Raw genomic sequence first — 14555 nt, 5'->3', positions numbered from 1 at the left:
TCTTTTGATCAAAAAGGCTTTCCTTTGCGGGCTTCGCGCCTTCGCGAGAGTTCCATGGCGTTGGTTGGAGAACCCCCGCACAACGACGGAAGGCACGCGCATCGAGGGCACCACCGATGATCATCAGAAGTCCCTGGAAACACTGCAGGGCGGTGTTTCCCACTAGTGAATAAAAGAATCGGAATATAAGGAATAACGAACATACAAGAATCTGATTATGCATAAAATTTTCTGTTTGGACCCGTTGCTGTAATTTGACGATGCTCACAGCGGGGCAATAACCATAACAATCCCCCGGTTCCATCGCTCTCATAAGAAAACAAGTCAGGCGCGGCCCGAAAGCCAAGCCAGTTTGAGGAGGATTCCATGCGTAAATTTGTCAGACAGTCGACTGTCTTTGCGTGTCTTGCGGCGGGGCTGGGCGCCGCCGGCATGGCACAGGCCACCAACGGTTACTTCTCCCACGGCTACGGCACCACCAGTAAGGGACTGGCGGGCGCGGGCGTGGCGCTCTCCCAGGATAGCCTTGCGGCCGCGACCAACCCGGCGGGCATGGTGACCTTGGGAGATCGAATTGATTTTGGTGTGGCGCTGTTTTCACCGCGCCGGGAATATAGTGTAGGCGAGTTTCCAGGCGCGCCTGATCCAGCGCAGGATTTCGCTCTGGAACCCGGCAGCTACAAGAGTGGCTCGGAGTACTTCCTGATTCCGCATTTCGGCTGGAACCGGATGCTGGATGACCGAAGCAGTATCGGGATTTCGATCTACGGAAATGGTGGAATGAACACCGACTATCCCGCGCATAGCAACCCTATTCGCAACGCGGGAGGGGAGTGCCCGTCTGGAACCTTTTGCGCGGGCAAGACTGGTGTGGACCTGATGCAGCTTTTCATCGCTCCAACATATGCCCGCAAGATCAATGACACTGCCTCCTGGGGTGTGACCCCGATCATTGCCTACCAGCGCTTCGAAGCCAAGGGTCTTCGGAGCTTTGCTGATATGAGCCGTGATTCGGGCAGTTTGAGCAACGAGGGCCATGACGACTCATGGGGTTACGGGCTGCGGCTCGGTATCCAGGGTGAAGTGTCTCCGGGTGTACGACTGGGTGCCGCTTATCAGACCAAAATGTACATGGGCAAGTTCGACGATTACTCGGGTCTTTTCGCCGAGAAGGGCGGCTTCGACATCCCGGCCAACATGACCGTGGGGCTAGCCTGGGACGTGACGCCGACGTCCACACTGTTTTTCGACATTCAGCACATCTGGTATAGCGATGTGAAGTCCATCGGTAACAAGTTCGATAGGCAAGGCTTGGGAATGTGTGCCCAAGGATTTGACTCCAGTGGTTGCCTCGGAGAGAGCGGCGGTTCCGGTTTTGGCTGGCGGGACATGACGATCTACAAGCTGGGCTATCAGTGGACGACCAGCCCCGACTGGACCTGGCGTCTGGGTTACAGCTATGGCCGGCAGCCGATTCCCAGCTCCGAGGTCCTGTTTAATATCCTGGCCCCGGCCGTCATTGAGCATCACCTGACCTTCGGGTTTACCCGGAATATCGGTCCGAGTAATGAGTTTAACTTCGCGGCCATGTATGCGCCGGAGAGCAAGGTCAGTGGCGACAATGCGATGTTCGAAGGCCAGAAGATCGAACTGAAAATGCACCAGTTCGAGGTCGAAGCCAGCTACGCCTGGAAGTTCTAGGAAACTCGCGGAACGGGGTCCTCTTGGACCCCGTTCCTCGTTTGGTTCGGCACGGATGCATCATTTGCGGCACGTGCCGCTACACCGACCCGACGAAAAGCGAGGTGCCCAATGTCAGGTTCGATTCGTCGTATCAAATGGTTCGCGGGGATCGTCATTGCCTGGATGATCCTCTCCCTTGCGCCGCTCCACGCCCAGGACAGCAATCTCCGGCCCTTCGTGCTGGGTGCTGTCTACGAAGGCCCCATCGCCAATCACCTGGAACTGGTACGCAACAGCCTCCAGGCCCAGGGGTTCCGGATCGTGGGTGAGTATGAGCCCTATGACAGAGCGCACGTCATTGTCGCCACCCACGACGATCTGCTGCGTGTGGCCGCGATCAGCGAACGCGGGGGGTATATCGCGCCCCAGCGTATCTCGCTGACCGAGATGGAAGGCAATACCCAGATCGCCTACGCCAATCCCCTGTATCTGCGCCATGCGTATCGGCTGAACGGCGAACTGTTCTCCGTGTCCGCCCGCCTGGCGGCGGCGCTCGGGCAGCGCGAGACCTTTGGCTCCGACAGCGGTCTGCCGCCGGACCAGCTCCGGCGCTACAACTACACCTTCGGCATGGAGTATTTCGACGAGCCTTATCAGCTCGCCAGCTATGGCAGCCACGCCGAGGCCGTGGCGGCGGTGGAGCGCGGGCTGGCGGAGCGCCGTGGCGGTGCATCCAAGGTGTACCGCCTCGATATACCCGGTACGGAGATGACCGTCTTCGGCGTGGCTATGCGCCAGGCCGACGGGGGTCCCAACCAGTACATGGACGAGGTGCACCAGATGAGCATCGTGGACTTCAAGCCCATGCGCCAGACGGCCTATCTGCCCTACGAGATCCTGGTCAACGGCGGCGAGGTGGAAGCCCTGCACATGCGCTTTCGCATGGCGGTGCACTTTCCCGACCTGCGCATGATGGGGAGCCACAGCTTCATGCGCCTGCGCCGGTCACCGGCCGCGATAGGGGAGGTGCTGACCCGGGTGGCGGGCGGCTGATACGGAATACAGCGGCGGTCTCGCCCGGGCCGCGGCATAACGTGCAATCGGGCAATGCCAGCCTCTTGAACCCCGGTCCGTCCGGGGTTTTTTTTGTCCGCAGCGTGGTGGAGAATGGAACTTGCCGGATCCCGGAACAGGGTGGATGGTGCACGAGGCATGGGCGTTCGCGGCGGGGGCGCCGCTCCTACGGGGGCAGGTACTCCGCCACAGGAGAAGGATGGTGAGACATGCAGGCTAGCGAGCTGCGCGAGTTGTCCCTGCGGGTACAGCGCAACTGCGACATCGCCGACGCCCGGCATGCGGGCAACGATACCCTGTGCATCTACCTGCTCAAGATGCGCGAGTTCTACCGCTGGATGCGGCGCCTGCCGTATTCGGCGCCACTGGACCGGGAGGAGGTGGGGGACTGGGTGATCCGCCAGGAACGCCTCTGGGAGGACCTGGAGGACAAGGATCTGGAACCCCTGACCCTGGGCAAGACTCGCTTCGATCCCTTCGATCACGAGTCCGTCAACCGCCGACTGGATCCCCACGGCCTGGTCTACGGGGCCGGCTACGGTCGTGGGGCCCGCCCGCTGTTCTTTCTGGGTTCCGTGGTGAGCCGGGAAGAGTTCGACGGATATCGCATCTACGTGGTGGGTGAGGAACAGGCCCGTGACCTGGTGGCCCCACCGGCCATGTCGCGGGGCGAGGTGATCTTCGTGCGCACGGAATCCGTGCGGCGCATGCTCCATGAGATGATCGAGGCCTGGCAGTTTCGCGGCTCACCTCCGGGCGATGCCATGGCGCGCGCGCTGGCGGCCTATGGCTGCGTGTCGGACAACGACGCGGGATTCGACGCCATGGTGGATTCGGAGGTGGAATCCGCTGTCTGGCACGAGGTGGGCGAGGTGCTCGCCGGGCGACTCCTGGGAGCGGCCTGGCAGGAACGCACCCTGGAAGTCGCCGGCACCCGCGGCGAGCGGGTCATGCGCGCCGTGCGCGATCATCTGGCGGACAGCCTCACCACTCTGCCGGCGTTGCTGGATAGCGACCATGACGGCGCGCTGCATTTCTATTTCGCCAATCTGACCGGCATGCGCGCCGTGCTTGCGCCCCGGTTGCGCAAGGCCTACGAGGCCTGGACGGGAACCGGTTCCAGGCACGCCCTGAAGCGCCTGGTGGCGCCGTCCCGGGAGCATTGGCTATCCGTGGCCCGGCTGCTGCTGGAGACGCCGCCCGAATCCTGGCCGATCAGCGATGAGGCCCTGCCTGCCTTGCGCCTGTCGGGTCCTTGACGGGTCCGATTTTTTTTACCACGAAGCACACGAAGAGCACGAAGGGTTCTTGATCAGATGCCTTCGTGGCCTTCGTGAGCTTCGTGGTTGAGTGTCTTTCTGCTGATATCACCGGGCGCCGCCAAAGGCATTTCTCTCGCAAAGCCGCGAAGCTCGCGAAGAAAGTCTTTTGATTGGGAAATTCTTTCCTTTGCGGGCTTCGCGGTCTTGGCGAGAGTCCCATGCCGTCGGTTGCATAGCCCCTGTGTTAACCACGAAGCACACGAAGCGCACGAAGGGGTTTTGATCAGATACCTTCGTGGTCTTCGTGAGCTTCGTGGTTGAGCGGTCTTCCGCCGATTTCACCGGACATCGCCAAAGGCGTTTCTCTCGCAAAGACGCGAAGCCCGCCAAGAAGGTCTTTTGATCGAAAAGCGTTCCTTCGCGGGCTTCGCGTCTTGGCGAGAGTCCCACGTCACCGGTTAAGAGGCCCCTGTGTCAACCGTGAAGGGCACGATGTGCCCGAGCGTATTTGATCAAGAAATTCTTTCCTTTCCGGGCTTTGCGTCTTCGCGAGAGAACATTCTTTCCTTCATGAGGCAGTTCTCTCACAAAGCCGCACCCCCACCGCTCACCGTAACCCTGTCTGACTTGAGTCGACGGCTTGAGCCAGATCAAGAATCCCCATAAAACATGCAGATATGATTCATGTTAACTGGGAGTTATCAGGGAGATGGTTTGCGCGAGAATCGGGTCAGGGTGCTTCCGGAATGCCGGGATCACATCCTAACCAAAGGAAATACAAAAGATTTTTGATCTCCTGGGGCCTCGATGCGACTGAAGAAGCCGCACACATGAGATGTGGCTGAATCAGGTCTTGGGAGACAACCGTCCACGATCCGGACAGGCGGACCGGCAGATGCCGGTCCCAAGGCCGGACCGTCCCCGGGGGGCCGGGGTCGCGACGGGGCAGGATAACCACCATTGGAACACCGGAGGAGTTACATGAAGCGAAGTATCACACTGGCAGCCGTGCTGGCCGCCGTGCTTGGCTCGGGATCGGCATGGGCCACCCAGCCGCCAAGCGCGAAAATGCTCAGCCTGAACTGTGCCAGCTGCCACGGGTATGAAGGTGTCAGCGTCGGGCCTGCCACGCCGTCGATCGCCGGCATGTCCGAAGAGTATTTCATCATGACCATGCTGGATTACAAGGACGGCAGGCGCCCGGCCACGGTGATGGACCGGATCGCGGCGGGCTACACCGAGCAGGAAATCGAGATCATGGCGAGCTACTTCGCCTCCCTCCAGTACCGTCCCGCCCCTCAGCCATTCGATGAAGTCAAGGCGCGTCGTGGTGCCGAGGTGCATGAGCAAAGCTGCAGCCGTTGCCATTCCGAGAATGCCACTGTCGCGGAAGATGACTCGATGATACTGGCGGGGCAATGGAAGCCATACCTTGCCTTCAGCATCGAGGACTTCAATGCACACGACCGTGCCCAGCCCAGGCGCATGCGGCGCGGTATGGTCGAATTGTCGGATGAAGACGTGGAGGCGCTGCTGCATTTCTACGCCAGTCAGCAGCACCATGAACGCTTCATGGGGCAATAGGGGACGGCACACATGGCAACGCTCAATCGAAGAAACTTTCTGAAGCTCGTCGGTGCGGCCGGTATGGCGGCAGGACTCCCGTTGGCGGCCCATGGCGGCTCGCACGGCAATGCGGCCAAGGCGCGCGTAGTCGTGGTCGGCGGTGGCTCGGGCGGCGCGACGGCCGCCCGGTACGTGAAGAAACTGGACCCGGCCATCGAGGTTACCCTGATCGAGCCCAATCCCACCTACCACACCTGCTATTTCAGCAACCTGGTCATCGGGGGGCTACTGCCGCTTGACCGCATCAGGCACGGTTACGACGGTCTGCGCCGCTATGGCGTGAACGTGGTCCATGACATGATCGTGGGCATCGATCCGGTTTCGAGGAAGGTGAGGGGCGAGTCCGGGCGTGACTTTGAATATGATCGCCTGGTGCTCTCCCCGGGCATTGATTTCAAATGGAACGCCATCGAGGGTTACGACGAGGCCGCGAGCCGGATCATGCCCCACGCCTGGAAGGCCGGCGATCAGACAGTGCTGCTTCGCAAGCAGCTCGAGGCCATGCCGGATGGTGGCGTGATGGTGCTTGTGGCGCCGGCGAATCCGTTCCGCTGTCCCCCCGGCCCGTACGAGCGGGCCTCGCTCATTGCCAATTACTTCAAGGGGCACAAGCCGCGTTCCAAGCTGCTCGTCATCGACACCAAGGACAGCTTCTCCAAGCAGGGGTTGTTCCAGCAGACCTGGGACATGTATTACCCGGGCACGCTGGAGTGGGTGAGGGCTGCCGACACGAACGGGGGTATCCGACGCGTCGACACCGGTACCATGACGCTGTTCGGAGAGTTTCACCGCTTCAAGGCCGACATGGCCAATGTGATTCCACCCCAGATGGCCGGACGGATCGCCATTGACTCCGGGCTTGCGGACGACTCCGGCTGGTGCCCCGTGAACCGCAGGACGTTTGAATCCACTATCGCCGACGATGTGCACATCATCGGTGACGCGGCCATGGCCACCACCATGCCCAAGTCCGGCTACTCGGCGAGCTCCCAGGCCAAGGTGGCGGCACTGGCCGTGGTGGACATCCTCAACGGCCGCGAACCCGGGACACCGTCCTATGCCAATACCTGCTACAGCTTCGGGGCGCCGGAGCACGCGTTCTCGGTCACGGGGGTCTACCGTCTCGAGGAGGGTGTGATTGAGCAGGTGGCGGGCGGCGTCTCGCCACTCGATGTACCGCAGGAGTTCCGCCGCCGCGAGGTCGCCTACGCACACAGCTGGTACAACAACCTCACGCACGAGATGTTCGGCTGATATCGGTTAGGGCGTTTTTGACCACGAAGCACACGAAGAGCACGAAGGGTTTTTGATCCGATACCTTCGTGGCCTTCGTGAGCTTCGTGGTTGAGCGTCTTTCTGCGGGGCTCACCAGGCGCCGCCAAAGGCATTTCTCTCGCAAAGACGCGAAGCACGCCAAGAAGGTCTTTTGATCATAAAAGGCATTTCTTAGCGGGCTTCGCGTCTTGGCGAGAGTCCCATAGCGTCGGTTGGGAAGCCCCTGAGTCAACCGTGAAGGGCACGATGTACCCGGAGCGTATTTGAACAAGAACCCTTCGTGCTCTTCGTGCGCTTCGTGGTTGAACGCCTTTCTGCAGGGCTCGCCTTAGCGGGCTTCGCGTCTTCGCGAGAGTAACGCCCTTGACCAACTAAACCTCTGCCCACATGCGCATCAGGTTCGCCCGGACGTGGCCGGTCCGGCGTGTGGCCTCGCCCTCCGGTGCCTGCTTGCGCAGGTCCTCGTGGACCCGGTACAGGTCGTACAGGATTCTCCGCCGGGCCGGGTCCCGGACCATGGACTGTGCCCAGGCCACGGCGACCAGTCGTTGCCCTCTTGTGACGGGGGCGACCCGGTGCAGGCTCGAGGAAGGATAGAGGACCGCATGGCCTGCCGGGAGCTTGACGGCCTGCTCACCGAATTCGGTCTCCACCACCAGCTCCCCGCCATCATAGTCACCCGGGTCGCCCAGAAAGACGGTGACGGAGACATCGGTACGGTAACGGCCGCCCTCGGGCCCCATGACGGGATCGTCCACGTGAGACCCGTAGCGCATGCCCGGCTGGTATCGGGCGAAGAAGGCGCCCGAAAGGCGGCTGGGGAGGGCGGCCCCCTGAAACTCCGGGTGCCGGTAGAGCGGCATGAGCACCAGTCGGTTGAGCGCCGCGACACGCGCATCGCCGGGATCGACTTCCTGGTTGTGCTTGACCTGCCGGGCATCGGCCCCTGCGCTGTACCCCCCGTCCACGAACGGCGCGTCCGCCAGCAGCCGACGAATCTCGTCAAGCTGCGCCGCATCCAGCAGATCGGGAATGGTCAGTAACATGGCTGTAACAGTGCTATCCGGGATTGGTTATTGAACCACGAAGCGCACGAAGAATTTCAAAGCCTGAAAGACATGTTCTCTCGCAAAGGCGCGAAGCTCGCCAAGGAAGACATGTCGATTGAAGAACCATCTGTAGGTTGGGGTGAGCAGGGNTGCTCACCCCAACCTACGGAGTCAGCTTTTACGCTCCAAACGGGTTTCTTTGCGGGCTTCGCGTCTTTGCGAGAGACATTTTTCCCTTCGTGTTCTTCGTGCGCTTCGTGGTTAAAGCAATCTACTTCTCAGGCGACCACGTGCCGCTGCTGCCGGACGGCGGGGCGTTCTCGTCGGACTCGGGGGGGCGGTAGTGGGGGTCGTTGGGGTTCATGAAGATGAAACGGAACTGGCCCGGTTCGATCTCCACGTAGTCGAGTACGGTGTCCTTGAGCAGGTCGACGCAGATGGGGTCCATCACGAGATTCACTCCCTCGCTCTTGAAGGTCAGGTCCTCGTCGCGGCCGGTATCATCGAAGCCCATGCCGTATTCGATGGCGCCGTCGGGCTTGCGACGGGCCGCGATGCGCAGCGCGGTGTTGCCCATGTCGCTCTGTTTGGCGGATTCCTTGATCTGCTTCGCCGCTGCGGGGGTTACGGTGATCATGTGAGACTCCTGTTCGGTGTTCTGTTGTTCAGGGGGCGGTGGAATGACCCGGGCCGGCCGCCCGCGCGTTGATGTGAGCCCGGACGAAGGCGATGAAGCGGGTCACCCAGGGGTTGCTGCGCGTGTGGCGCAGGTGGCTGTAGCTGGCCAGCAGATTCCGGTAGACGATGCCGTCATGGTGTCCATCCACGCCGTGGCCGCGCAGCACGCGGTAGGCGTAGACGGGCTCCGGATCCATGGGCTCCAGCGCCGAGTAGTGGAACTCGTGGGCCGGCAATGCAGGTGCTTCTGTTTCCTGGTCGGATACCGCGCCCGGCCAGGGATGTTTCGCCGTCGCCTCCAGGAAGACATAACCGCGGCCCTGGGGCCGGGGATGCATGGTGATGTCGCCCGGGATGACGCCCACCATCCGGTGGCGCCGTTCCTTCCAGCCGATGCTGCGGCTCAGATACATGAGGCCGCCGCATTCGGCGTAGGCGGGCATGCCGCCCTCGATGGCTTCGCGGATGGCCTCGCGCATGGCGGCGTTGGCCTCCAGCGCCTCCAGGTAACTCTCGGGGAATCCGCCGCCGATGAACAGTGCGTCGGCCTCTGGCAGGCGGGAATCCTTCAACGTGTCGAAGAAGCGCAGTTCAGCACCGGCGGATTCCAGGGCTTCCAGGTCCGTCTGGTAGTAAAAGGCGAAGGCTGCGTCACGCGCCACGGCGATCCGCAGGCGAGGGCCCGAATGCGCCATGCGCGTCACGGTGGCACCCGCTGGTGGCGGTGAAGCCACTGCCCCAGCCTCCACGAGCCGGTCCAGATCCACCTGTTCCGCCACCGCTTCAGCCAGCCGGGCGATCTGGCGATCGGCGGCATCGTGCTCGTTGCTGGGAATCAGGCCGAGGTGGCGCTCAACGATCTGCAGGGAGGGGTCGTCACGCAGCGCGCCCAGCACGGCGACATCGGTGTAGCGTTCGATGACGGCGCGGAGTTTGGATTCGTGCCGGGCACCGCCGACCCGGTTGAGGATGACGCCGGCGATGCGAAGCTCTGGGTCGAAGGCCTGATAACCCAGCAGCAGCGGTGCGATGCCCCGGGTCATGCCCCGGCAGTCCACCACCAGCACCACCGGCGTCTCCAGCAGTTTCGCCAGCGCGGCATTGCTGTTGGAGCCTTCCAGGTCGACGCCGTCGAACAGTCCCTTGTTGCCTTCGATCAGGGCGATATCGGCGCCCTGTTCGTAGCGGGCGACGGTCTCCAGGATCTCCGCATGTTGCTGGGTATGAAAATCGAGATTGACGCAGGGTTGGCCGGCGGCGTGGCCCAGCCACAGGGGATCGATGTAATCGGGCCCCTTCTTGAAGGGCCGGACACGGTATCCGCGCTCCCTCAGGGCCGCGCACAGACCGGTGCTGACCGTGGTCTTTCCGGACGACTTGTGGGCGGCCGAGATGAGCAGGCGTGTCATGATCACGCCACGCCTGCCGCGGTCATGCCCCCGCAGCGGCGGTTTCCGTGCCTTCCGAACGCTGCGTGCCGCCGTGGTGCGGGTCGATCTTCTCGTCGGAGAGGTTCTCCGGCAGGAAGCGCAGGAACTTCAGCGCCACGACCACGAGGAAGAAGGCGAGGGCGACACCGCCGATGCCGAGCATGAATTCCACCATGCTGGGCGTGTAGGCCATCACCACGCCGTCGAAGAAGGTGCTGCTCACGTCATAGCCCGGGAACATATCCAGCGGGTAGGCCTGGCCCCCGATGATGATGACGTACAGCTGCGCCATCCCGCCGACGATCACCAGCCCAGCGGCGGAGGCGATCATGGCGCGCGACTTGCTCCATGCCGGGTGAAACACCATCAGCAATGGCAGCAGGGAACCCAGCAGGATGAACCCGAACCAGAACAGTAGCGGGTAGATGCCGCCGTGCAGCAGCATGAAGGCCTCGACGTCATGCAGCCGTGTGGCGTAGAGGTTGGTGACGTGGTAGACCGCCACGAAATAGAGCACTGCGGCGACGAACACGCCCATCAGGTTCTTCAGACGCCCGATCAGCACGTCGCCCAGCGGTCGGTTGGTCCAGCGGCAGGCCGCCATCAGGGTCAGAATGAAGACCGCCATGCCCAGTGAGAAGGAGAGTGCGATGAACAGTGGCGCCAGGATGGCGGCGTCATAGGTCTCGCGGGCCACCAGAAAGCCGAAGATGGAGCCGGTACCGGTGGTCAGGATCAGGCGCCAGACGAAGGCAACGTAGCCTACCGGCGTGCTGTAGCGGTTCATGCGGCGTTCCATCAGGAACCACAGGTACACCAGCACGATGGCCATGAATCCCGTGTAGAGGAAGATGTTCCACGCGAAGATGGATTTGAAGTTGTAGTAGGTCATGGCCACGATGAGCCGGTCCGGACGGCCTAGGTCCAGGACCAGGATGGCCAGGCCGCCGGCCAGCAGGGTGATGGCCAGCAGCCCCGAGAGCGGCGCCAGGGGCTTGTAGAGCTTGCGGCCGAACACCGAGGCGATGGAGGCGACGTTCAGCGCCCCCGAGGCGGCAACGATCAGGAAGATGGCGAACACGTGGGGCAGGCCCCAGACGATCTGGTTGTCCATGCCCGTGATGTAATGGCCGTACGTGCCCTTGAGCAGGGAGGCGATGATGCCGAGGCCGATGCCGATCACCAGCAGGGCCAGCAGGCCGTAGTATCCGCCACTGCGGCCCTCGATCTCCCTGAAATGGGTCTTTGTTGTCATGGTGGTCTTGCCCTTGCTGTCAGAGGCCCTGGTAACGCACGCCCGGGTTCAGGCCCAGGTCGGCGCGGATCGCGACGCCGCCGTACTGGGCGAGGCGGCGGGAGATCTCGGAATCCGGATCGTTGAGGTTGCCGAACACCATGGCCCCGTTGCCGTCCTTGCGACAGGCCTCAACGCAGGCCGTGGTGCGTTCCCCCCGGTCGATGCGGTGCACGCACAGCGTGCAGCTTTCCACGGTGCCCTTGCCGCGAGGGGCATGGGGCAGCTGGTCTTCCAGGGGCTCATGAATGAAGGACCGGGCCTTGTAGGGGCAGGCCATCATGCAGTAGCGGCAACCGATGCAGGTGTGCTTGTTCACGAGCACGATGCCGTCCGCCCGGCGGAAGGACGCGCCGGTGGGGCACACGTCCGCGCAGGGCGGATGTTCGCAGTGCTGGCACATCACCGGCAGGGAACGGCTGTGGCCGGTGGCGCGGTCGGTGATTTCCACCTTGCGGATCCACTGGGCATCGGTGCGCGGCCGGTTGAGGCTCTTGACGCCGTTCTCCTCGTGGCAGGCGGTCACGCAGGCGTTGCAGTCGCCGCACTTGTTGCTGTCGATCAGGATGCCCCATCGGGCGCCCGGCTTCGTGCCGGGGCTGTCCGGGATGCTCGCGCTGCTGGTCTTGAGCAGAAACACGCCCGGGGCCACCGTGAGGCTGGCCACCGCGGCGGCGGCTCCGGTGATGAACTGGCGGCGGGAGAGATTCGGGGTGCGCTCGTCGCTCATTGTTCCTGTCCCTCCAGCGCAAGAATCGCTTCCATGTCCCGGGCAAGGCTCTTGCTGTCGGCAAGCTGGAACCCGTGAGCGGGTCCGTGGGGATTCAGCGCGTGGCGGTAATCCTCATTGGCCGGCTTGTCGGCATGGCACTGGAAACAATCCATGCGCACTGCGGTGAACGTGTGGCAATTGAGACAGAAGTGGGTTGCCGGATCGTCCCGGCTGGCCGTGGGCGATACGTGGCAATTGACGCAGCCCCGGATGCTGTGGTCGGGGTTGCGAACGCCGAGGTTGACGGCCCTGTCCTTCTCCGCCTTAAGGATCGTCATGTGATCCCGGCGTATGACCTCCACCGGCTCCACGCACTGATCCCCACGGGCCTCCATCATCTGAGGCGCCTCGACGGGGCTGCAGCCGGCAAGCAGCAGGGCAGCCGCCGCCAGCAACAGACCCGCGAGCATCAGACGGACATGAACGATCCTTCGCGGCATGACTTACTCACCCATGGCCATGTCGATGTAACCGGTGGGGCAGACCTCCGCACAGATATGGCAGCCGATGCACTTGTCGTAGTCGGTGGCCACGTAGCGGCCGGTGGCCGACTGCTTCTTGGGCACCCGGTACACGGCGGTCTGCGGGCAGTAGATCACGCAGTTGTCGCATTCGAAGCACATGCCGCAGCTCATGCAGCGCTTGGCCTCCTCGACGGCTTCCGGTTCGGACAGGCCCTGCATGCGCTCCTCGAAATGCCCCACCACCTCTTCGGCACCGGGCCCGTGCTCCTGGCGCAGGTGGCGCGGGACGAACGGGAAATGACCCTTGAAGAGCTTCTGGTGGGAGATGATCTCCTGGGCCGAGCGGTCCTCGTAGTTGTGCACGGCGAACTCGCCTTCCGAGGTGCCGCGGATCTGCTCGCCGGAGTAAGGCTGCGGTTCCAGCCCGAACTCCTGCAGCTTGCCCAGCAGGTTGAAGTGGTGCACGTCAACGCGCGGGCGCTTGATGGGCTGCTCGCGGCGCAGGTAGTGGTCGATGGAATCGGCCGCAATGGCGCCGTGACCGATGGCCGTGGTGAGCAGGTGCGGGCGGATGATGTCACCGATGACGAAATGCCCTTCCTTGCCCGGCACCTGGTAGAACTTGTCGGTGTCGATGAAGCCGCGGCCGTTGTCCAGGGTCTCGAGACCGGTGAGGTCGCCGCCCTGACCGATGGCGGAGATGATCAGGTTAGCCTCCACGACGAACTCGGTGCCTTCCACCGGCTTCGGGGTGTTGCCGTCGAATTCGCACTTGGCCATCTTCAGGCCCGTGGCACGGCCCTTGTCGTTGAGCACCACTTCGACGGGCATGACACCGTCGAGGATGGTCACACCTTCGTGCAGGGCGTCGCGAACCTCGTGTTCGGCGGCGGTCATCTTCTCCTTGGGGAACAGGGAGGTCAGCGTCACGTCGGCACCGGAACGCATGGCGGTCATGGCGCTGTCGTGGCCCACGTAGCCGTGAACCATGTCCTCCGGGTGGTCGGTGATGTTCTCGGCCTCGATCTTGCCGAGACGCCGGGCCACCGAGACCACGTCGATGGAGGTGTCGCCACCACCCACGCAGACAATCTTGTCGGTGTTCAGAACCTTGATGCGCCCGGTATTGAACGCCTGCAGGAACTCAACCCCCGTAATGCAGTTGGGGGCTTCGGCACCCGGCACCGGCAGCTTGCGGCCGGTCTGGCAGCCCACGGCCCATACCACGGCGTCGAATTCCTTCTCCACGTCCTCCAGGCTCACGTCCGTGCCGACGCGAGTCTTGAGGCGCACGTCGATATCGCCCAGATCCAGGATGCGCTTGACCTCGTGGCGCAGCCGGTCGCGCGGCACGCGGTACTCCGGGATGCCGTACATCATCATGCCGCCCAGTTCCTCGTGGTCGTCGAAGATGGTGCTGGCATGGCCGCGGCGGCGCAGGTGATAGGCCGCGGACATGCCGCCGGGGCCACCACCGATGATGGCCACGCGCTTGCCGGACAGGGCAGGGGCCTCCTCATACTTGAAGTTCTGCTCATAGGCAGTGTCGCCGATGAACTGCTCGACGGAGTTGATGCCCACGAAGTCGTCTACCTCGTTGCGGTTGCAGCCGGACTCGCAGGGCGCCGGGCAGACGCGGCCCATGACCGAGGGGAAGGGGTTCGCGCTGGTCAGGCGGCGGAACGCATATTCCTGCATGCTCATCTCGGCCGGCGGCTTCTCGATGCCGCGCACGATCTGCAGCCAGCCGCGGATATCCTCACCCGCCGGGCAGGAGCCCTGGCAGGGCGGTGTACGGTGTACATAGACAGGGCACTTGTGGGAGTGGTCTCCCTCAAAGATCGCCTCTTTCCAGCTGCGGCGCTCGTGATCGCCGTCTCGAAACCTCCGGAACGTCAATTTCATGTCATCGCTGGAAGTTGCCATGCCTTCTCTCCTGGTCAAATCC

General features: G+C 62.9%; 12 protein-coding genes. 5 read left to right on the top strand and 7 right to left on the bottom strand.

Annotated elements, in window-relative coordinates:
- The first annotated feature begins 366 nt into the window (after nt 1–366).
- From B1C78_RS14830 to B1C78_RS14810, 5 genes are all read left to right on the top strand, one after another.
- Nucleotides 367–1701: an OmpP1/FadL family transporter gene (locus B1C78_RS14830; RefSeq protein WP_077279946.1), complete on the top strand. Its 1335-nt coding sequence runs from the start codon at nt 367–369 to the stop codon at nt 1699–1701.
- Between the two features lie 111 nt (nt 1702–1812).
- A complete protein-coding gene (locus B1C78_RS14825) occupies nt 1813–2736 on the top strand; it encodes a DUF302 domain-containing protein (protein WP_077279945.1) in 924 nt (307 codons plus the stop codon).
- 230 nt (nt 2737–2966) lie between these two features.
- The gene (locus tag B1C78_RS14820; RefSeq protein WP_077279944.1) at nt 2967–4016 is read left to right on the top strand and encodes an Sfum_1244 family protein; all 1050 of its coding nucleotides are present in this window, start codon (nt 2967–2969) and stop codon (nt 4014–4016) included.
- Nucleotides 4017–5000: 984 nt separating this feature from the next.
- Nucleotides 5001–5603 (top strand): c-type cytochrome, encoded by a 603-nt coding sequence (locus B1C78_RS14815; protein ID WP_077279943.1) that lies wholly within the window; start codon nt 5001–5003, stop codon nt 5601–5603.
- A gap of 12 nt (nt 5604–5615) precedes the next feature.
- Nucleotides 5616–6899, top strand: coding sequence for an FCSD flavin-binding domain-containing protein (locus tag B1C78_RS14810; RefSeq protein ID WP_077279942.1), 1284 nt, complete (start codon nt 5616–5618; stop codon nt 6897–6899).
- Nucleotides 6900–7291: 392 nt separating this feature from the next.
- Here the strand turns inward: B1C78_RS14810 and B1C78_RS14805 are convergent, their stop codons facing one another.
- The 7 genes from B1C78_RS14805 to B1C78_RS14775 all read right to left on the bottom strand — a co-directional run bounded on the left by B1C78_RS14805 (nt 7292) and on the right by B1C78_RS14775 (nt 14533).
- Nucleotides 7292–7966: a Fe2+-dependent dioxygenase gene (locus tag B1C78_RS14805; RefSeq protein ID WP_077279941.1), complete on the bottom strand. Its 675-nt coding sequence runs from the start codon at nt 7964–7966 to the stop codon at nt 7292–7294.
- A gap of 274 nt (nt 7967–8240) precedes the next feature.
- Nucleotides 8241–8606: a HesB/IscA family protein gene (locus B1C78_RS14800; protein WP_077279940.1), complete on the bottom strand. Its 366-nt coding sequence runs from the start codon at nt 8604–8606 to the stop codon at nt 8241–8243.
- Nucleotides 8607–8634: 28 nt separating this feature from the next.
- Nucleotides 8635–10056 carry a cobyrinic acid a,c-diamide synthase CobB gene (locus B1C78_RS14795; RefSeq protein ID WP_077279965.1) on the bottom strand — a complete coding sequence of 474 codons (1422 nt, stop codon included), beginning with the start codon at nt 10054–10056 and terminating at the stop codon, nt 8635–8637.
- A gap of 22 nt (nt 10057–10078) precedes the next feature.
- Entirely contained in the window at nt 10079–11332 is a 1254-nt protein-coding gene (nrfD, locus tag B1C78_RS14790) for an NrfD/PsrC family molybdoenzyme membrane anchor subunit (protein ID WP_077279939.1), read from the bottom strand.
- A gap of 19 nt (nt 11333–11351) precedes the next feature.
- Complete coding sequence (dsrO, locus tag B1C78_RS14785; protein ID WP_077279938.1) at nt 11352–12101, bottom strand: sulfate reduction electron transfer complex DsrMKJOP subunit DsrO; 750 nt, start codon at nt 12099–12101, stop codon at nt 11352–11354.
- Nucleotides 12098–12583: a hypothetical protein gene (locus B1C78_RS14780; RefSeq protein WP_245795451.1), complete on the bottom strand. Its 486-nt coding sequence runs from the start codon at nt 12581–12583 to the stop codon at nt 12098–12100. The genes dsrO and B1C78_RS14780 overlap by 4 nt, the downstream gene beginning before the upstream one ends.
- A 3-nt stretch (nt 12584–12586) precedes the next feature.
- Nucleotides 12587–14533: an NAD(P)-binding protein gene (locus tag B1C78_RS14775; protein WP_077279937.1), complete on the bottom strand. Its 1947-nt coding sequence runs from the start codon at nt 14531–14533 to the stop codon at nt 12587–12589.
- Nucleotides 14534–14555: the final 22 nt, after the last annotated feature.

Source organism: Thioalkalivibrio denitrificans (assembly GCF_002000365.1).
GTDB lineage: Bacteria > Pseudomonadota > Gammaproteobacteria > Ectothiorhodospirales > Ectothiorhodospiraceae > Thioalkalivibrio_A > Thioalkalivibrio_A denitrificans.
The sequence above is the reverse complement of the archived record's forward strand: the minus strand, read 5'-3'. Positions and strand labels throughout refer to the sequence as shown.